General features: G+C 37.4%; 28 protein-coding genes. 13 read left to right on the top strand and 15 right to left on the bottom strand.

Annotated elements, in window-relative coordinates:
- Positions 1-54: 54 nt before the first annotated feature.
- From KK487_RS18315 to KK487_RS18305, 3 genes are all read right to left on the bottom strand, one after another.
- On the bottom strand, positions 55-522 hold the full coding sequence (locus KK487_RS18315; RefSeq protein WP_016899172.1) for a methylated-DNA--[protein]-cysteine S-methyltransferase: 468 nt from the start codon (positions 520-522) through the stop codon (positions 55-57).
- Complete coding sequence (locus KK487_RS18310) at positions 519-1,871, bottom strand: DNA-3-methyladenine glycosylase 2 family protein (protein WP_024602405.1); 1,353 nt, start codon at positions 1,869-1,871, stop codon at positions 519-521. The genes KK487_RS18315 and KK487_RS18310 overlap by 4 nt, the downstream gene beginning before the upstream one ends.
- 70 nt (positions 1,872-1,941) lie before the next feature.
- The gene (locus tag KK487_RS18305) at positions 1,942-2,430 is read right to left on the bottom strand and encodes a GNAT family N-acetyltransferase (protein ID WP_016899173.1); all 489 of its coding nucleotides are present in this window, start codon (positions 2,428-2,430) and stop codon (positions 1,942-1,944) included.
- 266 nt (positions 2,431-2,696) lie between these two features.
- Between KK487_RS18305 and KK487_RS18300 the strand changes: the two genes are divergently transcribed.
- On the top strand, positions 2,697-3,551 hold the full coding sequence (locus tag KK487_RS18300) for a cation diffusion facilitator family transporter (protein WP_013463109.1): 855 nt from the start codon (positions 2,697-2,699) through the stop codon (positions 3,549-3,551).
- A gap of 135 nt (positions 3,552-3,686) precedes the next feature.
- On the opposite strand, the gene KK487_RS18295 is transcribed toward KK487_RS18300, so the two are convergent.
- Complete coding sequence (locus KK487_RS18295; RefSeq protein WP_013463108.1) at positions 3,687-3,848, bottom strand: hypothetical protein; 162 nt, start codon at positions 3,846-3,848, stop codon at positions 3,687-3,689.
- A 381-nt stretch (positions 3,849-4,229) separates the two neighbouring features.
- Between KK487_RS18295 and bfr (KK487_RS18290) the strand changes: the two genes are divergently transcribed.
- Positions 4,230-4,703, top strand: a complete 474-nt coding sequence (bfr, locus tag KK487_RS18290) for a bacterioferritin (protein ID WP_013463107.1) — start codon at positions 4,230-4,232, stop codon at positions 4,701-4,703.
- Positions 4,704-4,714: 11 nt separating this feature from the next.
- A complete protein-coding gene (gene bfr, locus KK487_RS18285) occupies positions 4,715-5,179 on the top strand; it encodes a bacterioferritin (RefSeq protein ID WP_036955020.1) in 465 nt (154 codons plus the stop codon).
- 106 nt (positions 5,180-5,285) lie between these two features.
- Here bfr (KK487_RS18285) and KK487_RS18280 read toward each other — a convergent pair whose 3' ends face one another.
- From KK487_RS18280 to KK487_RS18265, 4 genes are all read right to left on the bottom strand, one after another.
- A complete protein-coding gene (locus tag KK487_RS18280; RefSeq protein WP_036955022.1) occupies positions 5,286-5,480 on the bottom strand; it encodes a (2Fe-2S)-binding protein in 195 nt (64 codons plus the stop codon).
- Positions 5,481-5,928: 448 nt separating this feature from the next.
- Entirely contained in the window at positions 5,929-6,372 is a 444-nt protein-coding gene (locus KK487_RS18275) for a GNAT family N-acetyltransferase (protein ID WP_215522189.1), read from the bottom strand.
- Positions 6,373-6,427: 55 nt separating this feature from the next.
- On the bottom strand, positions 6,428-6,829 hold the full coding sequence (locus KK487_RS18270; RefSeq protein WP_128583031.1) for a hypothetical protein: 402 nt from the start codon (positions 6,827-6,829) through the stop codon (positions 6,428-6,430).
- A gap of 88 nt (positions 6,830-6,917) precedes the next feature.
- Positions 6,918-8,378 (bottom strand): hypothetical protein, encoded by a 1,461-nt coding sequence (locus tag KK487_RS18265; protein WP_128583032.1) that lies wholly within the window; start codon positions 8,376-8,378, stop codon positions 6,918-6,920.
- A gap of 154 nt (positions 8,379-8,532) precedes the next feature.
- On the opposite strand from KK487_RS18265, the gene KK487_RS18260 reads away from it, so the two are divergent.
- Positions 8,533-8,670 carry a hypothetical protein gene (locus tag KK487_RS18260; RefSeq protein WP_161781326.1) on the top strand — a complete coding sequence of 46 codons (138 nt, stop codon included), beginning with the start codon at positions 8,533-8,535 and terminating at the stop codon, positions 8,668-8,670.
- A gap of 91 nt (positions 8,671-8,761) precedes the next feature.
- On the opposite strand, the gene KK487_RS18255 is transcribed toward KK487_RS18260, so the two are convergent.
- The 5 genes from KK487_RS18255 to KK487_RS18235 form a co-directional block, all read right to left on the bottom strand.
- Positions 8,762-9,244 carry a hypothetical protein gene (locus KK487_RS18255; RefSeq protein WP_036955025.1) on the bottom strand — a complete coding sequence of 161 codons (483 nt, stop codon included), beginning with the start codon at positions 9,242-9,244 and terminating at the stop codon, positions 8,762-8,764.
- Entirely contained in the window at positions 9,244-9,966 is a 723-nt protein-coding gene (locus KK487_RS18250) for a hypothetical protein (protein ID WP_036955027.1), read from the bottom strand. Before KK487_RS18250 ends, KK487_RS18255 begins: the two co-directional genes overlap by 1 nt.
- A 391-nt stretch (positions 9,967-10,357) precedes the next feature.
- A complete protein-coding gene (locus KK487_RS18245; RefSeq protein WP_239978102.1) occupies positions 10,358-10,759 on the bottom strand; it encodes a MerC family mercury resistance protein in 402 nt (133 codons plus the stop codon).
- A gap of 102 nt (positions 10,760-10,861) precedes the next feature.
- Positions 10,862-11,239 (bottom strand): MerR family transcriptional regulator, encoded by a 378-nt coding sequence (locus tag KK487_RS18240; RefSeq protein WP_004588890.1) that lies wholly within the window; start codon positions 11,237-11,239, stop codon positions 10,862-10,864.
- Between the two features lie 42 nt (positions 11,240-11,281).
- Complete coding sequence (locus tag KK487_RS18235) at positions 11,282-11,671, bottom strand: Cd(II)/Pb(II)-responsive transcriptional regulator (protein ID WP_004588889.1); 390 nt, start codon at positions 11,669-11,671, stop codon at positions 11,282-11,284.
- A 77-nt stretch (positions 11,672-11,748) separates the two neighbouring features.
- Between KK487_RS18235 and KK487_RS18230 the strand changes: the two genes are divergently transcribed.
- From KK487_RS18230 to KK487_RS18200, 7 genes are all read left to right on the top strand, one after another.
- Entirely contained in the window at positions 11,749-12,363 is a 615-nt protein-coding gene (locus KK487_RS18230; protein ID WP_004588888.1) for a cation efflux transmembrane domain-containing protein, read from the top strand.
- A gap of 55 nt (positions 12,364-12,418) precedes the next feature.
- On the top strand, positions 12,419-13,150 hold the full coding sequence (locus KK487_RS18225) for a transglutaminase-like domain-containing protein (protein ID WP_004588887.1): 732 nt from the start codon (positions 12,419-12,421) through the stop codon (positions 13,148-13,150).
- Complete coding sequence (locus tag KK487_RS18220; RefSeq protein WP_004588886.1) at positions 13,137-14,039, top strand: cation diffusion facilitator family transporter; 903 nt, start codon at positions 13,137-13,139, stop codon at positions 14,037-14,039. Before KK487_RS18225 ends, KK487_RS18220 begins: the two co-directional genes overlap by 14 nt.
- A gap of 55 nt (positions 14,040-14,094) precedes the next feature.
- On the top strand, positions 14,095-14,445 hold the full coding sequence (locus tag KK487_RS18215) for a hypothetical protein (protein ID WP_004588885.1): 351 nt from the start codon (positions 14,095-14,097) through the stop codon (positions 14,443-14,445).
- 83 nt (positions 14,446-14,528) lie between these two features.
- A complete protein-coding gene (locus KK487_RS18210) occupies positions 14,529-15,746 on the top strand; it encodes a TolC family protein (protein WP_008468875.1) in 1,218 nt (405 codons plus the stop codon).
- Between the two features lie 64 nt (positions 15,747-15,810).
- Positions 15,811-17,067 (top strand): efflux RND transporter periplasmic adaptor subunit, encoded by a 1,257-nt coding sequence (locus KK487_RS18205; protein WP_002962258.1) that lies wholly within the window; start codon positions 15,811-15,813, stop codon positions 17,065-17,067.
- Positions 17,068-17,078: 11 nt separating this feature from the next.
- The gene (locus KK487_RS18200) at positions 17,079-20,279 is read left to right on the top strand and encodes an efflux RND transporter permease subunit (RefSeq protein WP_004588883.1); all 3,201 of its coding nucleotides are present in this window, start codon (positions 17,079-17,081) and stop codon (positions 20,277-20,279) included.
- Between the two features lie 248 nt (positions 20,280-20,527).
- Here the strand turns inward: KK487_RS18200 and KK487_RS18195 are convergent, their stop codons facing one another.
- The gene (locus KK487_RS18195) at positions 20,528-21,151 is read right to left on the bottom strand and encodes a tyrosine-type recombinase/integrase (protein ID WP_004589486.1); all 624 of its coding nucleotides are present in this window, start codon (positions 21,149-21,151) and stop codon (positions 20,528-20,530) included.
- A 321-nt stretch (positions 21,152-21,472) separates the two neighbouring features.
- Here KK487_RS18195 and KK487_RS18190 point away from each other — a divergent pair, with 321 nt between their 5' ends.
- Positions 21,473-22,192 (top strand): PI-PLC domain-containing protein, encoded by a 720-nt coding sequence (locus KK487_RS18190; protein ID WP_058155173.1) that lies wholly within the window; start codon positions 21,473-21,475, stop codon positions 22,190-22,192.
- Between the two features lie 365 nt (positions 22,193-22,557).
- Positions 22,558-24,183, top strand: a complete 1,626-nt coding sequence (locus tag KK487_RS18185; RefSeq protein ID WP_016899616.1) for a methyl-accepting chemotaxis protein — start codon at positions 22,558-22,560, stop codon at positions 24,181-24,183.
- A gap of 95 nt (positions 24,184-24,278) precedes the next feature.
- Here KK487_RS18185 and KK487_RS18180 read toward each other — a convergent pair whose 3' ends face one another.
- On the bottom strand, positions 24,279-24,590 hold the full coding sequence (locus tag KK487_RS18180) for a hypothetical protein (RefSeq protein ID WP_013463090.1): 312 nt from the start codon (positions 24,588-24,590) through the stop codon (positions 24,279-24,281).
- Positions 24,591-24,846: the final 256 nt, after the last annotated feature.

Below are 24,846 nucleotides of genomic sequence, written 5' to 3'. Positions count from 1 at the left end.
CTTATGCTACCTTAAAGTGCTCAGAATACAAATTTGGATACGTTATTTAGCTATTTATTTTGCTTCATGCTCTAGTAACCATTGCTTGCGCTCTAAACCACCTGCATAACCAGTTAGTTTTTTATTTGCACCAATAATACGATGACACGGCACAATAATACTGATTGGGTTTTTACCATTTGCAGCCCCTACCGCTCTCACAGCTTTAGGGTTGTTTAACTGCTCGGCAATATCTTTATAAGTCGCCACTTTTCCATAGAGTACGCTACACAATGCCTGCCATACGCTTTGCTGAAATGGCGTGCCGCCAGTATCAAGCTCTAAATCAAACTCAGTACGCGTATGAGCAAAGTACTCATTAAGCTGCGCCACACAAGATAAAACATGCGAATTATTTATCTCGTTTAAAGGCGTACTGATATAACTGGCCGGTGGATAAAACCCCACATAACTAATACCTTTTTCAGTTGCCTGAATAATAATGTCATCAATCGGGCTGGGTAAACTGGTTTGCACTATCATAATTGCTGCCAAAGTTGAAAAGTTAAGTAAGATCGAAATGGTGCACAGTTCGCAGATTCAAAAGAGCTTGCTGCCGCTTGTGCCTTTTTAACGCCTAAATCGCCATCGAGTAAAATATCGGGCTGGCTTTGGCCGCGTAACTTTGCATAATTAACCGTCCATGGGCCAATCCCTTTTAAACTAAGCCATTGGTCTAAATCATCACAATCGGGATTCACGGCACAAAATTCAGCGAGGTTATGCAGTGCATTTTTACGCGCCTGTGGCATTTTAAAGAATGCAAAATCACTGTGTGCTAACACTTCAGGCTCAGGAAAATAGACCTGTTGGTGTTGCTTTTCACCAAGCTGTGTTACTAAATTAGTCACTAGGTTGTGCGCCGCCGCTACACTGACTTGTTGCCCAAGTATAGCCCTAACTCCCGCCTCAAAACTTGACCAAATACCCGGTAACCTTAAGCCTTTAGTAAGTGGAAATGCATTATTAATGTGTTCGCTTAAATGCGCCTCAATTAAATAAGTATCTGCATCTAAATCAAGTACACGGCGAATGTTGTTAATAACTGGCTGTAAATATTGCGTATTATCTATATCAATTTGCACCCGAAAATGATGTTTATCTGCAACAAACTCAGCATCAAAACGCCCTCTACACGATTTATAAGTAAAAGTACGCCCATAACTGGTTGGCGTTAACCACTCTATTGGCTGAATTAATCGTTTTGCTAAAAACCCATGCAATGCCTGCCAGTTATACGGCGGACGAAAAGGCAAAATTAAGGTGAGCCCAATATCAGCTGGGTGCTTGGCGGTTCTGAGCGCTGAGGGCGCAATATTAAGTTGTTTTAAAAAAGCATCATTAAAACGCCTAACACTTTTAAAGCCTGAGGCAAACGCTATCTCGGTAAGCGGTAAGCTAGTTTCTTGAATCAATTTTTTTGCAAAATGACATTGGTTAAACAATCGATATTGCGTGATAGAAATGCCAAAATATTGAGAAAATAATCGCCTTAAATAACGGCTGCTTATTCCTAAACGCGTGGCGAGCTTTTCGCAGTCGTGCTGATTATCCTGATCAATTAATTGCTTGGCTCGTAGAGCCGTTGTTTTTGTTCCCTGCCAAGCCGCACTTCCTGGTGCACTATCGGGCCGACAACGAATACAAGGCCTGAAACCAGCCTGCGCGGCAGAGTGTGCAAACTGATAGTAGACTACATTTTTTTCGTGAGCTGTGGGCGCAGGGCAAATTGGCCTGCAATAAATACCGGTACTTTTAACGGCTACATAAAAAAGCCCATCGAAACGCGCATCACGACTTTGACGTGCTTTTTGCCAGTGCTGATCACCCATAAAATGCTCTTGTAAATTAGGTAGCGCTTAGCTTAGCAAAAACTAAGCGTATTACTGGCCATATTCGGCACTAATCTTTATTTGCAAAATCAATTAATGCCTGACCCGTTAAACGATATATAATCCATTCATTTTGTGGCTCAGCGCCCATACTATTATAAAAATCAATCGCGGGTTTATTCCAATCAAGTACCACCCATTCAAAGCGGCCACAGTCTTTATTGATTGCTCTGTTTGCTAGTTCTTTCATAATGGCTTTACCAGCCCCATTTCCGCGGCTATCAGGGCTCACGTATAAATCTTCTAGGTAAAGACCATTTTTACCTAACCAAGTCGAGTAATTGTAAAAATACACGGCAAAACCAATTGGCTCATCATCTTGTAAACATATTAAACTGTGCGCCGTTGCGCCTTCACAAAACAGGGTGTTTAAAATGGCTTGCTCATCGGTTTTAACTGCATCAGGTTCTTTTTCGTAAATAGCAAGCTCATTGATAAAGTGTAGAATTGTTTTTGCATCACTTGGCTTTGCATCGCGAATTTCTATTGCTGTGTTCATTGTTATTGACCCTTAAAAAACTACTTTTATGCCTGGTAAGCATCTAATTTAATATAAAAAGTGCTTAACTAATTATGATAATTTAAGCCATTAATACATTTATTTATACCCTAGCATATCGTTTTATATTCAATAAGTAACGTTCATGAGCTTATTTCAATTTATTCATTAGGGCATTAAAAAAACAAATTAAAACAACGCTTTTATATATGGCAAAAAGTTGTCATTATGAGTACACAGTAAAGCAATGAGGAAGTTTAACTAAAATGGGTCATGGTCATTCACACAGTCACGTTGATGATAACCAAAGTGATAAACAGCTCACTCTTGCCGTATTTATAAATGTTTTACTGACTGCAGTGCAAGTTGTTGGCGGCGTATTTTCCGGCAGTCTTTCATTAATTGCCGATGCATTACATAACCTAAGTGATGCGGCCTCAATTTTTATTGCCCTCGTTGCTCGAAAAATTGGCAATAAGCAAGCTGATACAACCCACCATTTTGGCTACAAACGTGCAGAAATTCTAGCAACTCTTTTTAATAGCACCACGTTAATAGTCATCGGTGGTTATTTAATTTTTGAGGCCATAAGTAGTTATTTAAACCCTCAACCTATCAATGGCTGGATCATTGTGTGGGTTGCTGCAGTAGCGCTATTCATTGATTTAGTCACTGCATTATTAACCTTTAAAGCCGGCGCTAAAAACAACATGAATATAAAGGCGGCGTTTATTCATAATGTGTCTGATGCCATGGCCTCTATTGTGGTTATTATTGCCGGTACTTTAATTATTTTATACCAATGGTATGTAGTTGATTTAATAGCGACGATATTGATATCACTGTATGTTATTTATCACGGCGTATTATTACTTAAAGCCAGCTGCAGCATTTTAATGCAGGCAGCCCCCATTGGTTTTGACCAGCAACTTATCAGTAAAAAGTTACTGCAACAGTTTGCCATTACTCAAATAAAATCAATAAAAGCATGGCAACTCGACGATAACACCACACACTGTGAAATTGTGATGCAAACAGATACCCTTATTGAGCTTAACGCCATTAAACATTATTTACATGATGAATTTGCAATTGAGCACTGTGTAATCGAGTGTTACTAATCACTGTTTTCAATAACCAAAATGATTACATTAAAGCTCTAAGTAGGTTTACTTATATTAGATAGACTTCTCAGCGGTTTTTATTTAAACCGCTACAAAAATACGATAGATAAGTATTATCACAAATTAATTAAATTAAAGAGTACTGATAGTTGCTGCTGCAAGAGGCAGCATTAAGTTTTCAGCTTTATCTGCTTTTTTCACGGATATTTGTGTAAACAATAAATGTCCACTTCCCTGCTCCTTAGCCTTTCTTACTTCATTAATTACAGAGCCGTGAGCTGGGTGCAAAGACATCACCCCGCTACAATAGCAATAATTAGATTACGAGAGTGGCTACAAAATAAATTGAGTGAAAAAACTCAGTTGTGTAAATATTTCAGTTTTACTGTATTCATCCCAGAATTCGAAGTAATAAAGCGTAAAAGAACAACCTCAACACTTAGAATAGCTGCAATACTTTACTTAATAACCTTAGTAAGTATGCCTTTTTATGTTATAAAAAATGTAACTTGCTGATCTAAAATACAAATAACAACTTGTCCATTTGTCAGCCAGCAATGCAAACTTAAACAAGAATCAAACTCAATATTAACCATATGATTTATAAGTAAATTACTTGCAATTCTGTGCCTATATACTAGACTAGCCACAATTAGAATTTTTAGGATAAGCGCTATGAAAGGTAATCAAAAAGTAATCGACGCCTTCAATACATTGTTAGCTAACGAATTAGCTGCTATTGACCAGTATTTTATTCATTCTCGTATGTACGATGATTGGGGCTTAAACAAACTTTATGAGCGTCTTAACCATGAAATGGAAGAAGAAAAAGACCACGCTGACTGGCTAATCAAGCGTATTCTTTTTTTAGAAGGCGTACCAAACATGACCAAACGTCGTGATCTGTTAATTGGTGACGATGTAAAAAGCATGATGCAAAACGACTTAACCTTAGAACTTGAAGTGGTTGAGTGTGTTAAAGAAGTTATTGCCATCTGTGAACAACAGCAAGATTATCAATCACGTGAAATTCTAGAAAAGCTATTATTTGATACCGAAGAAGATCACGTCTACTGGTTAGAGCAACAATTGGGTCTGATTGACAAAATTGGCACTCAAAACTATCACCAAGCTCAAATGGGCGAATAAGGACTTATATTATGAAAGGCGATAAAGACGTTATTGCAGCACTAAATAAAGTACTTGCTAATGAGCTTGTGGGTATTAACCAATACTTTTTACATGCACGTATGTTTAAAGATTTTGGTTTTAGTAAACTAGACAAAGCTGATTACAAAGTATCGATACAAAAAATGAAAAACGCCGACCGTTTAATTGAGCGTATTTTATTTTTAGAAGGCTTACCTAATCTTCAAGATTTAGGACGTTTACGTATAGGCGAAAACAGCGAAGAAATGATTGCCGCTAACATGAGCTTTGAGCTTGATACCGTAGACGAACTGCGTACTGCCATTAAACTAGCTGAAAGTAAAAAAGATTACATTAGCCGTGAAGCGCTCGATAACATTTTAAATGAGCAAGAAGAGCAAATTGATTGGCTCGAAACACAGCAACTGCTGATCAAAAACACTGGGCTTGAAAACTACTTACAATCACAACTGTAAGTTAAAGTTATAAACATAAAAAAAGCAGCTAAGGCTGCTTTTTTTATGTTTAATTTTTAAGTGTTAAACCAATTCGTTTAGATAGGGACTATTATATAGACTACTATTAGGCCACTTGATCGGTTATATCTGCTATTTGAATCAGTTTACGATTGAGGATCTTTTTAGTACAGCCACAACACTTACCGCATTGGCTGCCCACTTTAAGCTCTTTAGTTAGCTCGCGCATGGTAGTAGCACCATCGTCGATGGTTTGCTCAATTTTTTTATCGGTCACACCGTGACAAAGACAAACATACATGAATACAAACAACTCTCAATTTCATTTAGTGGGTTTATATTAATCTAAACGAAAATAGTTATCAATTGGTTTTTTATAAAATTTGAATTTTTTGCATTTTTTTTGGCCAGCGCCACTTAAGTTGAGAATTCGCGGCAGCTTGAGAATTGTTTGAATTTAAAGCAAGGTATAGCACTCAGATTGAGATTTATTAACTAAAGTCTCGCCTTAAATTTGAGTAGGATTAGATTTAGGTAAATTATTGAATGATTGAATGATTGAGAATTAGTTACTTTAAAGCCTGAAGAAACCTTAATGTATAAATATAGAATTAGTGCGAGGGCTATTTCCGGTTTATGCCATTTGCAGACAGTGGTAACGCCGTTTTAAGCGGTAAATTGCTGTTGGCTAAAATAAGTGAGGCACGAACAAAAAGCCAACTGTAATTTATCCGACTTGAAAGCCCTTGTTATGTGTTCACTTTAAATTCCATTATGAACTTAGTTTCTTCAACACAGACAACTTGAAAACCATGAGATTCATAAAGTTTCACGAGGTGCTCTTCACAACGAAGATATATAGCTGGTATTTGTAACTCAATCGACTTTGATTTAGCAAACTCGATTAGTGCTGTTGATATACCTTTCCCTCGATGTTCTATAGGTACACAGATTCCATCTAGCCAATGGTTATAGCTAGGATAGTCAGAGTATTCGCGATATTTTAATTCTCCAGCTCCTGCTAATTCACCGTCAATATGAGCGACAAATGCGGTTCGGTTTGAAATTGAAGAAACCTTTTCGATAACATTTTCTAGCGTCGCTTCCGAATCCTTATGATCCCACTCATTAAAATACCAATTGGCGACAACCTCAATTTCACTCGGGCAATCTACTAAATTTGAAATTTTCACAATACCTCGATGACACATAACGCTTGCAGTAAAATTTGTCCGTTGACTGCACTTGTTAGTTTTCTGTTACTGATACCAACTTACCGTCTATTGAAAGGCTACCGTCTCGAATCAAAACTTCACCCGACCAAATTGAACCATAAAACTTATTACCAAAATACAGTTCTTTTTTGTACTTACCTACAACTTCAAGCTTATGTTGATTTGATTTGGTTCCAAATATAATAGTATGTCTCAACGGCGAAGGTGATGATTTACCAACCGTAGATATTGGCATTAAATCGGGAGCATAAGGTACAATAATTTTAATTGTAAGCCCCGGATGAGTGACGTTATATGCAACCCAGTCATCGTTAATTCTTTTTCCAGTATCCGCACCAGTGACACCTAAAATACTAGCGCACCCAGTAATGAGTAATACAATACTGACAATGACTAATTTACTTAAAATGTTCATCTACTCTCCATTGAAAACTAACGCCGCGCTCTGCGGAAATTTAGGAGCGCCAGCGAGTAAATTTTCCGTAGCAGCGTCTTGTTATATTTCACTTCCCTTTTGCTCGCGAAATTACTCCCATCATGGAGTGAGAAAATTGTCCAATTTCAGCTTTTTCATCAAGTTTATCTGAAACATACTTACCTGTAGCTGCAGCCGCACCAAGGGGAAGTAACGCACCTAAGAAAGGAGCTAAAACGGGAAACATAGTTACACCTAATGTACCACCAGCAATTAAAGCTGTGTATTTATGCTTTGCTTGATATTTATCATTAAATAATGAAACTTGCTTCTCATGTTTCGATATTGCTCTTTCAATATGGGAGTACACTTCAGCAGCAACATACCCTAAATCTTCGACCTTGGTATTAGGTAAGCTGTTAACTAAATCTCTTAACTCTCTTCTAAACTCAATATTTTCATCTGTCTTTCTCAATGCCACAAGTTGCGAGTCTTCAATATTAGCTAAATAATCAAGTCTTTTAGATGTAAGAGACTGTAAAATTGCTGATGTAGATGGGTCAAATGACGCAACTTCACCAGCAGATGCATTCTTCATATTTGCAATAAGCTGGTAATAATGCGCCTGCGCATTAACACACAGAAATGGATGACTCCTAAGTTCATCTGCATTTTCTAGTAAATGATAATTTGGCATAATACGTTCAAAGATCGCATTAGTTACAACACTTGCATCACCATTCGAAAACAACTCATTACACCAATCTTCTGACCTCCACTGCCTCATTTCAGCTTTGTAATTTTCTAATTCTACTTTCACAGACTCCCCTGGCTCAGAACCTGGTGAAACAAAAAGTCTTGCCTCTTCTATCTTTTGAAAGTATTGGTCGGGGTGATTTGTAGCGAACTCCATTATATCTTGCGGGTGCGCTATACCTGAATCGACATAATGTGAAAACACATCGGTGATAAGTTGAACACTATTTTCTTGCGTTTGCTGATCGTGTTCTTCAAGTGATTTTTCAAAGCTTGGAAATACAATAAATGGCGGTAGATCAAACTCGTCACCTTTAATGTCAGACAAATGCAATATGAAAAAAGCCATTTGAAGGGGTATGACATGATTAAACTTTTCTTCATCACGTTTTTTTTCTAACCACGGCATGACAGGGTCTGGAATTAAAACTGTATCGGAATAGAGAAGTGATTTACGTGTAGCATTTAACTGTGTTTGTAAAAAGCGACTACTCCCTCCCAAGTTCAATTTACATGCATCTAATTTCTTGGCTGCACTAAAAGCTTTACCACCTTCTTCTGAATATAATTTCTTAAGATTTTTTTCGAGACTTGAAAAAGCCATCATAGACTTTTCAGCTCTTTTAGGGTTCTCTCTTAAAACAGATGCGATTCCTTGAATTGAGTCAGAGAAGCTCTCCAATGGAGAAAAATCACGTGGCAAACAGCCTGTAACGCAGAGGAAAAACTCCGTTAATATCTCAAAATACCTATCTTGATAAATAATTAAATCGTGTAATTCCTGCTGACTCACTTAAAGACTCCATTTGAAATATAACAATTTAATAGTGCGCTCATCGCGCATATTTCTGCCGACTTAACGCTCATTTATCTACTTTATATAGTTTTAACAAATTACCTAAGGCATTACTATCACTAAGTTTTCTAAATTTTTTAGGTAAAGTTAAATGAACCAATATGCGGGCAGCGCTCATTTTCATGAATATATGCGCAAAGAGCAGTTTAACCAATCAATTAACGACGATATTCAGCCAGTCTCGATGACCGATTATCGCTCATACCCGAATTCTTTTGTAGCGAGCTAAGCTTAAACTCCATAAACACCGGAGTACAACTAAGCGTTTGGCATTGGTTTCTAAAAAATATGTTAATCCGCGCTACTTAGTTCTCATAAAATTATAATGGAGCTGTATCAATATTGATTTGATAAGGCTTACTGACAAAGTCAGCCATTTTTATACACTCCTTAACTGCAAATCCTCGTCCTTTGTAGCTTGCGAAAGCAACATGAGTATTATCAGTTAACACTGCATATAATCTATAGTTATGTGTGTAGCCTTTTCTTGGTATAGCTTTAAAACCTTTAATATCTGATAATTTATAAACACGTTTAAAAATAGTATATAAACTACTAGACTTTAATTCCAAGGTTTGTTTTGCGAGATCAAAACGACATACATAGCCACCAAACGAGCCACTCCACCCTAACCAGCATATAAACCCAGATACCCATATTGGTAATGATTTTGCTTCATCAGAATTAAACACATTAATTAGTCCGATAAATAAAAAGAAACCACACAACAAAACTAGCAATAATCTAGTTAACCTTGGTTGTCGATAAATAGCTAGCTCACTAGATAGTTCTTTAAAATACATTACAGCACTCCGTATTTAACTAAGCCGGCAATGGCTGTAAAAACAAAAAATGGCAGGGATAGTTTTATTAGCGATTTGCGATCCCATATTTCAATGAAAACAAGATCCTCTCTATTAAAATCTACATCTTTCAGATGAGAGTTTGAATTAGCTTTAGTGCTATCATGAGCAATTTGTGGTGAAATATCTAATTCGCTTTGAGCAAACCTTATCGGCGTTTTATTTGGCCAATCCGATATGGTTTCAGCAGCAATAATATTATATTTTTTATATAAAAACGAAATGAACATTTTAGCATCTGTATACTGTTTAAATTCATATAACTGATCAACAAACTTAATTTGATAAGGGCCTTGCGCGCCTATACTACTTAATTCAATTGATAGTGTATCAAACGATGTAATAACTTTACTTCTTTGAAAGTAACCCCATAATGCGGTTTTTAAATTAAGCTGTTTTTCTGTCCCGTTAAACTCTAAGCGGCTCTTTCGACCAAAAAGCAATATAGATATACTTAAAAAGAAGCTTGCAGAAATCGCGAAGAAAATACTTTCCCCTCCTTCGCTTGTTACTGTCATCACAATGCTGGTAATTCCAGGAATAAGCATAATAAACGCAAAAATTTTGCTTGTCATTTCGCGTCTTGAGGGCATTGTTGTATTACCACTTTGATCTGTTTTGAGAACTTTTTTTACAAGCTTGGATAGATTGTTATATTCCATTACTTCAACCTTAAAAGTTAATTATTACCTTATTTACATTAACATAAAGTAGCTAAGTAAATCTTATCTCACGATACTCATATTATTCCTTATATAGGAGCCAAATTGCTATTTCCAATACAGTAGTTAGTTCAAGTCAGGGAAATCTTAAATGCATTTGGTATAAAAAGGTGATCGTCCGGTTTTCGCTGAAATAAGACCCTGAAAAGTTGTTTATATAGCTATCTAGGTTAACGTTTTCAAGAAACAGAATATATTTCGATAACTACCTTTGAAGCACTAGAAACGGAAGTTTACTCCCATTTTGTACTTTAAGATTATAAGCCGATGTCAAGTGAAAGCTGGAAAGTCCAAACTCGTTTCTGCCCCAAAACGAGTTAACGTAAATGCTCTAAGGGCAGCTTTGAGCGAAAAGCAGACATTGACCGTTAATCGTTTCAACGACGGCAATTAGCCATACGTTGCATGTTTGCTCCCTTACTGGTTTTACGATATCCAAAACCGACATAACGACCATTAAGCAAATACCAAAGTAAAATAGGTATGTGCTCCAATCATATAGCCAAAGAGGATAAAGCGTTAATAGCACTGCTACAGGCCCTAGAATGCTGAAGACAGCTCTGGTATGGTTTTTATTTTTGTGCCAGTTGTATAAGTTTACCAATAGTTCCAAAGATGCAAAAATAGGTAAAAGCGTATTTACAGCTATTCCTTCGAAGTGAGAGAAGAAGCCTAGTCCTAATGCCGATGCAAGTGACCTTAATGCAGGGAGGCAGGCCGTGCCGCTAGCCAAACGCCACTAGAGCCTACTCTGTCTAATATTTTATTTATCATTTGAAAGTCTATTGGTTGATATTACCATCATTCTAAACTCCGTATACAAGTACGGAGTCAATCATTTTAATGAGTCAATTATGGGGCAATGTGTTGGATCTTCGTTTTGCATACAGGTATTTGTCATACCCACAATTACTTTCTCTAAACGTTGAAGGTCATTAATTTTGTCTCGAATGATTGCTAACTTTTGTCGGTTTAATAGCTCAACTTGAGCGCAGTTGCTGTCCATAGACATTAGCGATTTTATTTCTCTTAACGTAAAGCCGAGCGCTTTGGCTTTTGTGATAAACCTAAGTTGTCCTGCTATTGATTCGTCATATTGTCTATAACCAGATATTGGTTTTTCAGGTTGTGTAATCAGTCCTTCTCGTTCATAAAAACGAATGGTTTCTACATTTAAATTTAATGATTGTGCTAATTTGCCAATGGTTTTCATTATTGCCTTTGTGAATACTACTAATCTAAAGTTATATTTAGTTCAACTATCTAATGACTTGATAATGCCACAGACTTCAATTGTACCGTCAGACCCGCAAGAGCTTGCCATTAGTTTTAACTCTTTTTTGAGTGCATTCAATTCCTTCATTCGTTGATTAACTAAAGTTAGTTGCCGATCAATTAATGCATTTACACTAGAGCAACTCTCCTCTGGCTTGTTTTTTAATTCAATGAGTCGCTTAATATCATTAAGCGGAATATCTAAACTTCGACAATGCTTTACGAACTCTAGCTCTTTAAATGCCTTATTAGAATACAACCTGAAATTCCCTTCAGTGCGATCAGGATCTGACAGCAAGCCCTCCTTTTCATAATATCGGATGGTTTGTACTGAATACCCCGATGTTTTCGATAACTCACCAATTTTCATAAAATTTCCAAATAAACTTGACCCTATAGTCACTATAGGATTTATAGTTAGAGCATACAAGTTAATCGGAGATGAAAATGAGCGATTGTGGGTGTGAAGTTGAGCTAAAAGATAACCAGCAAAAAACGGTGCTTTATTGGCTTCTGGCTATCAATGCCTCGATGTTTGTTTTTGAAATTGGCTTTGGTTGGTTATCAGAATCAACGGCTTTAATTGCAGATTCGTTAGACATGCTAGCGGATGCAATCGTCTATGCAATTGCACTATACGCGGTGGGAAAGTCAATCCAACATAAGGCTAATGCTGCTTTAGTGAGTGGCTATTTCCAACTGGGGTTAGGCGTGCTAATTCTAATGGATATTGCTAGAAGGCTGTATGGTGAAAGTGAGCCTCACTCTTGGTTTATGATTGGCGTAGGCATGGTTGCTTTAGTTGCAAATGTGATTTGTCTCATCCTTATTCGAAAGCACAACAACGATGAAGTACATATGAGAGCTAGCTGGATATTTTCAGCGAATGATGTAATTGCAAATCTTGGTGTCGTTATCGCAGGCATACTCGTTATGGTGCTGAAACAGCGTTGGCCTGATATCGTCATTGGTAGCATCATTTCAATGTTAATTCTTCGAGGCGCTTACCGAATACTAAGCGATGCTAAACAAGAATTAGCTGTTGCTGAGAAAACACGTTAAACACCAAATGAAGATAAACAATCAACCTTTGGTTGTTCAAAGTAAGGAAACATCAATGAATAGCAAATATCTAGAAAAAACCAAGATAGTAAATTTTGAACACTCTACAATTCAATCATTAATTTCTGAGCGTAATTGGCAAGAACTCGATGACTTCAACAAAATTGGTGCAGCCTACCAATTTGTTAAAGATGAAATATTATTTGGTTACAATGAGAGTGATGATATTTCAGCAAGCAGTGTTTTAGCCGATGGTTACGGACAATGCAATACCAAGGGTAACTTGCTGATGGCTTTGTTACGAGGATTAGGTATTCAATGTCGTTTTCACGGCTTTACTATTGAGCAGCGATTACAAAAAGGAGCTATTCCAACTTATGTATTTTGGTTAGCACCTAAATATATCATTCATAGTTGGATTGAAGTTTATTTCAAGGATCGTTGGATAAACTTAGAAGGCTTTATATTAGATGAACAATATTTAAGTTCACTACAGCACAAATTTAGTCAAATAAAAAACGAATTTTGTGGTTATGGTGTTGCAACAAAGTGTTTCTCTTCGCCAGATACAGATTGGCGTGGTCAAGATACCTATATACAAAAAGAAGGTATTCATGATGATTTTGGTGTTTATAATTCCCCTGATGAGTTTTATCTCGAAAAAGGAACTAACTTATCAGGAATCAAACGTTGGATGTATCAACGAGTGATCCGTCACTTTATCAATTTTAACGTAGTCAATGTAAGAAATTTAAAAGTTCTTGAGGTGGAAAATGCACAATCATAGCCATAGCCATTCGCATGGAAAAGACGACCGTATAGGTTGGACATTTTTCCTTAATGTTTCATTTACTATTATCGAATTTATTGGTGGTTGGCTAACCAACAGTACCGCTATTATGGCTGATGCTGTACATGACCTGGGTGACAGTTTATCTATAGGATTCGCTTGGATACTGAGTCGTTTCTCGGATAAAGAAGCATCCGATAGATTTAGCTATGGCTATCGTCGTCTTACCCTGTTTGGCGCATTAATTAACAGTATTGTATTAGTTATTGGTTCTGTCTGGGTGCTATTTGAAGCAATACCAAGATTATCTAATCCTGAAATGCCAATGGCTGAAGGAATGTTGGGTCTTGCATTACTTGGGGTTGCTGTTAATGGGTATGCAGTATTTAAACTAAAAGCGGGTAAAACGCTGAACGAAAAAGTACTTACGTGGCATTTGCTTGAAGACGTACTTGGCTGGGTTGCAGTCCTAATTGTTTCTATCGTGCTGCTTTTTGTAGATCTACCAATATTAGATCCTTTGCTTTCTATAGGCTTTACACTGTTTATATTGTTTAACGTTTTGAAAAACCTGAAAACAACATTGGCACTATTTCTTCAAGCTACACCTGATGAAGAAGTGCAGAATAATATTGAAAAAGCGATAAAGGCTATACCTGAAATTAATGGGATTCATCATATGCACTTTTGGTCATTAGACGGGGAAAGTCACGTATTAACTGCTCACCTAGAGTTAGCCCATAACTTTGAGGTTGATAAATTAATTAGGCTAAAACAACAAGTGGCTAAGGAACTTTCTTCTTATAATTTATCTCATACAACCATTGAGTTTGAGTTTCCTCAAGAAACTTGCCGTGACGAGCATGAAAAACATGCGCATGGCTAGTTTAGAAAACCTTTTTTTGATATTATAATTTTTCATATTTAAGTAGGTGTTTATTTTGAAATTCAATGTTGCGTTAAAAATACTATTAGTCGTTTCGATTGTTTTGCAATCGTTAACTGCTGTTGTATCCGCAACACCTGAGAATCACCAAATAGATATAGAGCACCTTCAAATTCAACATGATCATGCAGATGATCGAAATGTCTCAAATGATAATGTAGGTGATGAGCAGCATAATGAAAAAGATTGTCATCACTGCGGACATTGCAGTGGCAGCCACTTATCTTGGATTTTAGTCAGTAATTCAAATACCACGGGCAAACTAAACATTATCAATAAAACGCCTTATCAAATTGATCAAACAAGTACCTTTCTTGAAGCGATACTTCGTCCGCCCATTTCTTAATTAGATTAATTTTTAATGACCTATTTATCCTTTAATAATGGATAAAGGTTTCGTGTTTATTAATTTTAAAATTAAGAATTTTTATGTATATATATTTAAAAAATGCAGGTTTAGTCCTGTCTTTATGTATGGCTGTGAGTTTTTCAGTTGCCACTTATGCCAAACAGAAAAGTATTTCATGGCTAGATAGTCAAATAAATAAAGATCCCGAAGTTGTTGCGGCTAAAGAGTTACTTAATGCAAGTAATCATAGAGCCAAGAGCTTAACTAAAGCCGTATATAACCCAGAGCTTGAAGCAAGCTATGAAAAAGAGGGTGATTTTGATAATTATTCTATTGGTATCAGTCAAACGATTGATTTTTGGGATAAGCAATCAGCAAATAAAAGCATTGGTGAAATTGGTGTTTATGCAAACCAGCAACAATTGTTATCTCTACTCGATTCTAAAAAGGCTAACGCTTTAACTGCAATAGTTAATTGGCAAGCAGCAAAAAAGGTGGCTCAGTTACTTTCAGTAAGAGAAAATCAATTACAAACGCTCGTTGGAATTATTGAAGATAAGCGAAAAGCAGGACTTTTAGAGCCACTTGACGCTGAACTGGTTTATTTAAACTTGTCCCAAGTTTTCAGTGAAATATCTGAGTCGCAAATTGCTTTGAAAAATGCAGAGGTAAATGTTCAGGAGTTATTGCCTGATTGGACGCCTAATACTACCAATTTGTTTTCATTTACTTTTGGAGCAACAAACTATTCATTTAACTCTCAGTGGGTTGAGGAACATCCAAAAGTTAAACTCGCTAGAGCGCAATGGAAGATAAAACAATCTAAAGCTCAACTAACCACTATGGAATCTAAAGCCAATCCAACCATTGGAGTTAACGCAGGGAAAAGTGGAGATGAAGACTTGATTGGCGTGACTTTCTCAATGCCTTTAAATATCAGAAATAACTATTCAGATACTGTTAAAGCCGCTTATTCAGAAGCAATTGCAGCAGAGGCTAACTTTCGGTCGGTTTATCGAAAGCAGTCATTTGAAGCAAAAGCTAATTATGAATCGCTTATTGTCAGTAAAAAATATTATGAGCAATGGCAAAAACTGACAAAAGGCAGATTAGATAGCAGCGAAAACTTATTAAATAAGCGCTGGGAAGCTGGTGACATTAATACTTCTGACTACTTACTTGCATTAAATCAACGTGCGGAAGGGCTTCATGCAGGAATACGTTTGGAAAATCAATTCAAGCTTGCAGAAATATCCTTCATTTTAAGTATGGGTCAGTTATCCAAATTTGAGATTTGAGCGCTTTGTTTTTTCAGTAGCGAAAAACGAAATCTTAAATTTATTAAAAATATAGGTTACAAAAATGAATACAGTAATTAGTAAAAAATTTTTAGCCGTAGTAATTAGCTGCCTGTTAGTTGGGTTTACTACAAATCATGATGCTTTTGCACAGTCGTCAGATGGAACTGGTTCTGTCACAAACGTTTCGAAACAAGAAGAAAAAGAACATCAAGATGAGCATGAACACGAAAAGGGACATGAAGAAGATAAAGGTGACCATGACGAGCACGGCCATGAAGGTGGTAATAAAGAGGGAGAAGAAGGACATGAAGAAGGTATCACTATTGATCCAAAGAAGATGTCGCTTGCTAACATTAAAGTGGAAAGTGTTAAGCCTGAATATCAATTTAGCTCCGTATATGCACCTGGCGAAATAAAAGCTAATGGCTATAAAAGTTATGTGGTATCACCACGTACAGAGTCAGTCATTATCAGTCGCCATGCAGCGCTTGGCGAGTATGTAGAAATAGGTCAGAAGTTAGTTACATTATTTAGTGAAGCAATGGCACAAGCACAAGCTGACTATTTAATCGCTTCAACCGAATGGCAACGTGTAAAAAAGCTGGGTAATAAGACGGTGAGTGAAAGTCGATTATTACAAGCTGAAACAACATACAATGCGAGCTATGGCAAGCTCATTGCTTTAGGGTTAACTGAAAAAGCAATAAATGGTATTTCTAACAAAGACATTAAAGCATTTGGACAATATGCATTAACGGCGCACCGTGAAGGTGTCGTGCTTCAAGACGACTTTATCCAAGGGCAACGTGTTGATGCTGGGGATTCAGTCATGTTGTTAGCTGATGAAAAACAACTATGGGTTGAAGCAAAAGTTTCTCCAAATAAAAAGCTAAATTTATCAATTGATTCTCCTGCGGTACTTAAATTAGAAGGCCAGAGTTACAATGCCAAAGTTATCCAAGAAGCCCATACAATTGATCCCGTAACTCGTACAAGAATTATTAGATTGGGGGTACAGAATGCTGATGATAACCTTCATTCAGGTATGTTTGTAAAAGTTTACTTTCAGTTTGCCACAAAGCAGAAAGTGATGGCTGTGCCAGAAGAAGCATTGATCCGCAGCGCAGATGGTGATTGGACCGTATTTGTCGAAGACCACCCTGGAGAATTTAAAGCTGTAGAAGTAGAACTAGGCCGAGCCTTAGGTGATTTTAGGGAAATCATTGGCCTTGATAGTGGGACGCGAATTGTAACCAAAGGCGCATTTTTTGTTGCTTCTGAAATCGCTAAAGGCGGATTTGATCCGCATAACCACTAAGGAGCAAGACTATGTTTAATAAAATAATAGATTGGTCTGTTAATAATAGACTCCTGATTTTGATTGCGCTGTTTGCCACAATTGTCGGCGCAATTATGGTTATACCAAAACTAAATTTAGATGCCTTTCCTGATGTTACTAATGTTCAAGTTGCTGTAAATACTGAAGCGCCAGGACTAGCTGCTGAAGAAGTTGAACAACTCATTACGTACCCCATTGAAGCGGTCATGTATGCCTTACCTGATGTAGAACAAGTGCGCTCAATTTCTAAAACAGGCTTGTCTGGCGTCACGGTTGTTTTCAAAGAAGGCACCGACATTTACTTTGCAAGACAACTTGTATTTGAGCGTCTTCAAGCCGCAAAAGAACTGATACCAGAAGGTGTCGGCACACCCGAAATGGGGCCAAACACCTCAGGGCTAGGCCAAGTATTTCAGTACCTTCTTATTTCAGATAAAGATGCAGGCTATGATGCTATGGCACTCAGGAGTCTCAATGATTGGGTAGTAAAATTACTCGTTATGCCTGTCGATGGTGTTACTGATGTACTCTCCTTTGGAGGTATTGTTAGGCAGTACCAAGTAAATGTAGATCCATCTAAGCTTCTTTCTTATAACCTAACGCAAGAAGACGTTGTTGGTGCCCTAGATAACAACAATGCCAATGTTGGCGGATGGTATATGAACCGTGGGCAAGAGCAGCTTGTTATTAGAGGTGCAGGTTGGTTTGAAAGTGGTGACGCTGGTATTAGTAATATCAAACAAGTTCCCGTCAAAACAGTTGATGGGACAGTTGTGACGGTTTCGGATATTGCTAAAGTTGAAATGGGCAGTGAAATTCGTCAAGGTGCTGTCACAATGACGCGCAAAACCGAAGACGGTAAAGTCGAAAATTTAGGTGAAGTTGTCTCTGGCATTGTCTTAAAACGCATGGGGTCTAATACTAAAGCCACCATTGATGGTATCAATGCAAGAATCCCATTGATTAATCAAGCATTGCCTAAAGGTGTTCGCTTTGAACCATTTTATGATCAGGCTGATTTGATTGAAAAAGCCGTTGATACAGTAGTTGATGCACTATTACTAGCATTTATTTTCATCTGTATTGTATTAGCACTATTTTTAATGAATATACGTGCAACCTTCCTTGTCCTAATATCTATTCCAATTTCAATTGGTATCGCGTTAATGATCATGGCTTGGTGGGGCATTTCTGCAAACCTTATGTCATTGGGTGGCATTGCCGTAGCCATTGGTATGCTAGTTGATGGTTCAGTCGTGATGGTTGAAAACATGTTTAAGCATTTAAATAGACCAGACTCTACCCATTTAAAAACTGTAAAAGAAAGAGTGCCTAGTGCTGATACTGATCCACATGATGTAGAACAAGATGAGCATGGTATTAAGTTACGTCTTCAAAATGCGGGTAAAGAAGTGGCTCGTCCCGTATTTTTTGCAGCTTCTATTATTTTAGTCGTATTTACGCCTTTATTTAGCTTTGAAGGTGTTGAGGCAAAGTTATTTCAACCTATGGCAATAAGCATCATTTTAGCTGTTATATCTGCTATTGTGGTTGCGTTGTTTGTTGTACCCGCTTTAGCTACTTATTTATTTAAGTCAGGTGTAAAAGAGAGGGAAAGCTTTGTTCTTAGGCCATTAGACAAACTCTACAGAAAAGGGCTTACATTCGCACTAAAACGCACCAAATTAGTCATTTCAGCCGCACTTATATTAGTTTTCTCTGCCTTTGCATTAGTTCCATTAATTGGTACTGAATTTGTACCTGAGTTAGAAGAAGGGACGATAAACTTAAGAGCAACGCTTGCACCTTCTTCCAGTTTAGATACCGCGCTCACTGTGGCACCAATTCTAGAAGAAAAACTAATGGCTTTCCCTGAAGTAACCTATGCATTAAGCCGAATTGGTCGAGCAGAAATAGGTGGAGACCCAGAGCCTGTGAATAACATCGAAATTTACATAGGGTTGAAGCCTGTTTCTGAGTGGACCAGTGCATCTAATCGATATGAACTTCAAGGAAAAATGGAGAGATCTTTAGAAGAATTCCCTGGGTTGCTACTCAACTTTTCTCAACCTATTGCGACTCGTGTCGATGAGCTACTATCTGGTGTTAAGGCTCAGTTGGCGATAAAGTTGTTTGGGCCTGAACTTGAGGTACTGGCGGCTAAAGGTCAAGAAATAGAAACAGCAATTAAAAACATTGAAGGTGCAAGGGATGTTGCATTGGAGCAAATTGCTGGTGAAGCGCAATTGGTGATAAGTCCTAACAGGCAAGAACTATCACGCTTTGGATTGTCTGTGAGTGACATAATGGAGGTTGTGCGTGATGGTATTGGTGGTGTTGAAGCCGGACAAATAATCAATGGTAATGAACGTTATGATATTTACGTTCGCATAGAGGAAGAGTACCGAAGTAACAAAGAAGCTATTGCTGATATTCGGCTTCAATCACCTACTGGTGCTTGGGTGCGGCTGGGTGACGTAGCCTCAGTCTCATTTGAGTCAGGCCCACCACAAGTTAGACGCGATGATGTACAACGAAGAGTCGTTATCCAAGCAAATGTACAAAATCGAGATATGGGAAGCGTGGTTGCCGATATCAGAACGGTAATTGCTGAAAAGGTTGACTTACCTTCAGGTTATTCTGTTTCGATTGGCGGCCAGTTCGAAAGTCAAAAACGTGCTCAAAATAGGTTAGCTATAGTTGTACCTTTATCGTTAGCACTAATCGCACTACTACTTTACTTTGCCTTTGGTTCTGTTGGTCAAGCTATGCTGATATTGGTCAACGTGCCGCTTGCTGTAATTGGCGGAGTTTTCTCCTTATATTTATCTGGACAATACTTGTCTGTACCAAGCTCCGTTGGCTTTATTACCTTATTTGGTGTAGCGGTATTGAATGGGGTCGTTATGGTAGAAAGTATCAACCAACGTATTAAAGACGGTCTAGAAGCATCTAAAGCCGTTTTTGAAGGCGCTACTTCAAGATTAAGACCTGTACTTATGACTGCTATAACATCAGCTTTAGGTTTGATACCGATGTTAATGTCTAATGGTGTTGGTGCAGAAATACAGCGCCCATTAGCGAGTGTTATTGTTGGCGGCTTGGTAACTGCAACACTGTTAACATTATTTGTTTTACCTGTTTTATATCGCTGGTTTTCAGAGAAAAAAATAAAAGAGCTATCCAGATAAAATTACTGTGAACTCTAACCCCACGCTAAAGTCACGTTTAGCGTGGGGTTATTGAGTAGATGAACGAAAAGAAAGATTAGATTTAACAATAAACTAATAGTCATGACTGCTTTGTCGGAATATTTGTCGTTAAACAGGCCAAAGCTAACTTCCGCTTTCGTATCTTTGCAGTCTTAATCTCTATGTGTCTCAAGGTCGGATTATGGCACGTGCCAGACTCTAACTTCGAGTCTGGCTTAGGTTCAAATTTAAGCATCGATCTGTTCTGATACTTCTAACGCATCATCAACTTCTATTCCCAAGTACCTGACAGTGCTCTCTAGTTTTCTATGGCCAAGTAGAAGCTGACAGGCTCTTAAATTTTTAGTTTTTTTGTAAATTAGTGATGGTTTGGTACGTCTCATTGAATGAGTGCCATATTGAGTCTTATCTAACCCAATTGAGGTGACCCAAGAGTCAACTATACGTCCATATTGACGGGTTGAAAGGTGTTCAGAGGAATGAATTCGTGACTTAAACAAGTAATCATAAGAATTGAGAGTAAATTGCTCTATGAGCGCCACAATTGATTTCCTTGTATTTCCAGTAATTTCAAATTGAACAGGCATACCAGTCTTTTTTTGAACGACTATTGCCCGTGATTGGATTGCTTTACCATGTGCAATGTCATTAACTTTTAGTGAAACTAAATCACACCCTCTTAGTTTGCTATCTATGGCTAGGTTAAATAGTGCTAGATCTCTTATTTTATGAAAAAGTTCCAGTCGTATTCGGATAGCCCATATTTGCTGTAATTTTAGAGGTAACTTTTGTCCTACAAGCTTATTTTTATTCCAAGGCTCTTTAGGCTGATATATAGTTAACTGGTGCATTAGTTGTACTCCGGTGTTTATGGAGTTTTAAGCTTAGCTCGCTACAAAAGAATTCGGGTATGAGCGAGGAGCGGACACTGAAAAGTTAAATTTATTATTACTTCTTTGAGTAAGAGCCTAATTCTGTTCGATAACATTATTAAACGCCGCTTTGGGGAAAAATAACATGCTTAATATCTCGCTATTTTAATTACTTGTTTACAAAGGAAATTATTGGTGAAATTATCGGGGTATGTAATATACGCCGTTTTGGTGTGTTATAAACCACCAAAACGGTGTTCAATAAGCTGTTAGCCATTAATTCATACGTACGGAGTTTATATGCTTACCCATTCCTTCGAAGACCTGACTCAAACGTTTAGAGTTCTGCTTGAATCGAATCAAAGATTAAAACAATTAATTGATATTGATAGAGCAGAAGCCGTGGGTACTGTGGAAACTGCAATTAACGCAAAATTAAATGCATTCCATAATTTATATGATTTGATGGCGCAAGAATTAGGAAAGCCAGTAGATTGGTATTCAGTCCCTGAACTTTGCATAATTCTGGCAATTCGCAATGCTCGCCACCATAACAAAGCAAACAGAATTAGAAGTTTATGGAACTACCATAATCAAGTTTGTGAAAAGCCTACAAACAAAAAGAAGTATCTATACGTAAATTCTGTTGTACCTGAAGAGGAAGAAGGTGGAGGGTACTTTGATATACCTCTATCTTGGTCTGATTTAGACGATTTGTTAACTTTGCCACGAAATGAATCAAGATTGAGAGCTAATGCTAGAGATCTAATTCGTAACTATTTAAATGCAGATAAATTTGAAGAAGAGGCAAAATCTTTAGGTTTCAGTAAATCTCAAATATTTTTCAACTTTGTGCCTTTGTCTCTGAATGCAGGAATTGCATTGCACCCATTTGTGAAAGAGCATGTGACACCTGATTCAGTAGAGTCTGAATTTTTTTTACAGCACTTTGAAAATACAGCCTCAGCACTGACTAAAGAACACGACTATCAAGAGTTCACATTTTCACTACCAGAGTAAATGGCTAACAAGAGTCTAAGGTTACGACAGTCCGCAAATGGCACAGAGCCGTCCTTCAGCTCTAACTCATTTTTGTCCAAAAACGAGTTTACCTGACCGTCTGCTTCTCGCTCTAAGCGCAGTTCAATCACACATAATTTGCTTGGCGTTTTGCAAACAATGACAAGATTACCTACCCCCCTATCTGCAGTAACAATAATAAAGATTGATTGGGTTATGCGAGTAAAAGCTTTTTTAAATTAGGCAGGCATTTTTTAACTTAAAACACAAAAGAGTTTTAAAACTGAATAATTTTCATATAAAAATTCAGTAAAATTTTTTATCCATATTATACTTTTTTATTATTGCTGTAATTTTGGATAACTATGTTAAACAATTATTCTGTGCGTACCCGTTTAGCCGTGCTTGCATTGCTACCAATTATGATTTTTTTAATTACATCGTTTTTTTCAATAAACACAATGGGAAGGTTAGTAGCAGGGATTGATAGTTTATACGACGACCGAGTCGTACCACTTAAGCAAATTAAACATGTGTCTGATAATTACGCTGTAAATATTGTTGATTTACTTCACAAGTATCGTGCTGAGTCTATTACCAAATCAGCGCTTTTAGCGAATATTAATGATGCTAGAAATACGGCTGATAATGAATGGAAAGCCTACCTGAGCACACAGCTAACAGCTGAAGAAAAGCGCTTAGTAGATAACGTTGAAAGTAAACTACAGCCTGTGCTTACGCACTTGAATAATTTAATTGTAAGTATTAATAGTGGTGAGTTTTTACTAATCCCACAAAAGCAATTTGTTTATGAGCTTTACCAACTCTTTGATCCGCTGAGTGCCAGCTACCAAGCTTTAATTGATTTACAACTTAAAGAAGCAAGTGATTTTAAAGTTAAAGCTGATGAGAATTATCAATTTATAAAATTGATAATGAGTGTGACAATCGCGATATTGATTTTACTGTTACTGATTGTTGCTTACTTTATTTATTCTTCGATACAAAATCCATTAATGTCATTACGCGATACCATAACGCACATTGCGACCAATGCTGATTTAACAGCTCGTGCTGAGGTTCAAGGTAAGGATGAGATTGCAGATACCGCATCTAACTTTAATGATATGCTACTTCGGATCCAAGGTTTAGTAAAAGATATGGCAGGCGCAACGCTGACACTTGCCTCTGCAGCTGAAGAAATGAACTCTATTAGTATTCAGGTTGCCAGTACAGCAACGCAGCAAGAGCAACAATCGGCTATGATTGCAACTGCAATTACTCAAATGAGCAGTGCAATAGAACAAGTTGCTCAAAACGCGCAAACAACCTCCGACAAGGCAACAAGTGCCGACATTAAGGCAGGCCAAGGGCAACAAGCTGTTGCTGATAATATAGAGTCAATAAATACGCTTTCAACTTTAGTTAATACTAATACGCAGCTCATTACAGATCTAAATACACAAACCAATGATATAAACCAAGTTGTTATGATGATTCAAAGCGTTGCTGAGCAAACTAACTTGTTAGCTCTAAATGCAGCTATTGAAGCAGCAAGAGCTGGCGATTCTGGTCGTGGTTTTGCCGTTGTAGCCGATGAAGTAAGGCAACTTGCCCACAATACTCAAAAGGCAACCGCTAGCATTAATGAAATGATCACTAAACTACAAGGCATGGCTCAGCAAGCTGTTAATGCCATGGGTAACGCTGAAAGCAGCGCTAAAGAGAGTGTTGAGCATGCTAATTATTCTTCGCAGGTGCTCAGCGAAATTAACCGTGAAGTTACTGAAATTGCAGATATGAATACTCAAATATCAACCGCAACTCAGGAGCAAAAAATGGTCGCAAATGAGCTAAGCAGTAATATTAATGAGTTTAGCGCGAGTATCACGTCGGTTAGCGAAAGCTCACAGCAAAATGCACAGGCATCGCAAGAACTCGCACAGCTTGCGGCAATGCTACAAGGGCAAGTTAATGTATTTAAAGTTTAGGTACTTTCATTTTGCCGCATGTTAGGAGTTATACCTTAAATGAAAGCCTTATTTGCCATCAATTAAAATTATTAATTGATGGCATGCTTGTTACTTTAAGCACTCGTTTGATTTGACAATATATTTATCCAATCACTGGGGTTTGAGAGTATAAACTGATACGAGCTGCCATCTTGCGTGAAAACCTCTATCGCATCAGCTGTTATTGGAACAAGGCCTGCGCCTTTGCCTTTACATTCAACCACTTTTAAAATTGTATCACGGGCAATTGTATATGGTTCTAACCCTAATTTTTCATTAAAAGGTTCAAAATTTAAGTCGGTTTGCGTAATCCAAAACTTTCCGTCCGCTTTCATAACTCCATTTTGAATGGTTGCCATTGTTGATTTAACGACAGTTGATTGCATATTTAAATTCCTTTACACGTGAATATAATTTCAAATTGTTCAACTTCCTTCTGTTTATTATTACAGCTAACTTGATAGCCAAAAGCAAGTTTATTTGTGCACTAACGACACAAAGCCACCTTTTAAATTTAAAAGTTACCCGTATATATTTACCTACTTTAAACTTTGTGGAATAATCGCTGCTCTTTTAGGGGAGTAGCCCGCTCAGTAATGAGTAAACTTATCAACATAATTGCACCTCATGTGCATGGTAAGT

Source organism: Pseudoalteromonas sp. SiA1, assembly GCF_018732205.1.
In the GTDB taxonomy this organism is placed as follows: domain Bacteria; phylum Pseudomonadota; class Gammaproteobacteria; order Enterobacterales; family Alteromonadaceae; genus Pseudoalteromonas; species Pseudoalteromonas tetraodonis.
Note: the sequence above shows the minus strand (reverse complement) of the source record. Positions and strands in the feature narration are given on the sequence as shown.

Coding starts and splice junctions, on each gene's coding strand:
- KK487_RS18315 (WP_016899172.1), bottom strand. CDS start 522: ATGATAGTGCAAACCAGTTTACCCAGCCCGATTGATGACATTATTATT.
- KK487_RS18310 (WP_024602405.1), bottom strand. CDS start 1,871: ATGGGTGATCAGCACTGGCAAAAAGCACGTCAAAGTCGTGATGCGCGT.
- KK487_RS18305 (WP_016899173.1), bottom strand. CDS start 2,430: ATGAACACAGCAATAGAAATTCGCGATGCAAAGCCAAGTGATGCAAAA.
- KK487_RS18300 (WP_013463109.1), top strand. CDS start 2,697: ATGGGTCATGGTCATTCACACAGTCACGTTGATGATAACCAAAGTGAT.
- KK487_RS18295 (WP_013463108.1), bottom strand. CDS start 3,848: ATGTCTTTGCACCCAGCTCACGGCTCTGTAATTAATGAAGTAAGAAAG.
- bfr (WP_013463107.1), top strand. CDS start 4,230: ATGAAAGGTAATCAAAAAGTAATCGACGCCTTCAATACATTGTTAGCT.
- bfr (WP_036955020.1), top strand. CDS start 4,715: ATGAAAGGCGATAAAGACGTTATTGCAGCACTAAATAAAGTACTTGCT.
- KK487_RS18280 (WP_036955022.1), bottom strand. CDS start 5,480: ATGTATGTTTGTCTTTGTCACGGTGTGACCGATAAAAAAATTGAGCAA.
- KK487_RS18270 (WP_128583031.1), bottom strand. CDS start 6,829: ATGAACATTTTAAGTAAATTAGTCATTGTCAGTATTGTATTACTCATT.
- KK487_RS18260 (WP_161781326.1), top strand. CDS start 8,533: ATGAACCAATATGCGGGCAGCGCTCATTTTCATGAATATATGCGCAAA.
- KK487_RS18255 (WP_036955025.1), bottom strand. CDS start 9,244: ATGTATTTTAAAGAACTATCTAGTGAGCTAGCTATTTATCGACAACCA.
- KK487_RS18250 (WP_036955027.1), bottom strand. CDS start 9,966: ATGGAATATAACAATCTATCCAAGCTTGTAAAAAAAGTTCTCAAAACA.
- KK487_RS18240 (WP_004588890.1), bottom strand. CDS start 11,239: ATGAAAACCATTGGCAAATTAGCACAATCATTAAATTTAAATGTAGAA.
- KK487_RS18235 (WP_004588889.1), bottom strand. CDS start 11,671: ATGAAAATTGGTGAGTTATCGAAAACATCGGGGTATTCAGTACAAACC.
- KK487_RS18230 (WP_004588888.1), top strand. CDS start 11,749: ATGAGCGATTGTGGGTGTGAAGTTGAGCTAAAAGATAACCAGCAAAAA.
- KK487_RS18225 (WP_004588887.1), top strand. CDS start 12,419: ATGAATAGCAAATATCTAGAAAAAACCAAGATAGTAAATTTTGAACAC.
- KK487_RS18220 (WP_004588886.1), top strand. CDS start 13,137: ATGCACAATCATAGCCATAGCCATTCGCATGGAAAAGACGACCGTATA.
- KK487_RS18210 (WP_008468875.1), top strand. CDS start 14,529: ATGTATATATATTTAAAAAATGCAGGTTTAGTCCTGTCTTTATGTATG.
- KK487_RS18205 (WP_002962258.1), top strand. CDS start 15,811: ATGAATACAGTAATTAGTAAAAAATTTTTAGCCGTAGTAATTAGCTGC.
- KK487_RS18200 (WP_004588883.1), top strand. CDS start 17,079: ATGTTTAATAAAATAATAGATTGGTCTGTTAATAATAGACTCCTGATT.
- KK487_RS18195 (WP_004589486.1), bottom strand. CDS start 21,151: ATGCACCAGTTAACTATATATCAGCCTAAAGAGCCTTGGAATAAAAAT.
- KK487_RS18190 (WP_058155173.1), top strand. CDS start 21,473: ATGCTTACCCATTCCTTCGAAGACCTGACTCAAACGTTTAGAGTTCTG.
- KK487_RS18185 (WP_016899616.1), top strand. CDS start 22,558: ATGTTAAACAATTATTCTGTGCGTACCCGTTTAGCCGTGCTTGCATTG.
- KK487_RS18180 (WP_013463090.1), bottom strand. CDS start 24,590: ATGCAATCAACTGTCGTTAAATCAACAATGGCAACCATTCAAAATGGA.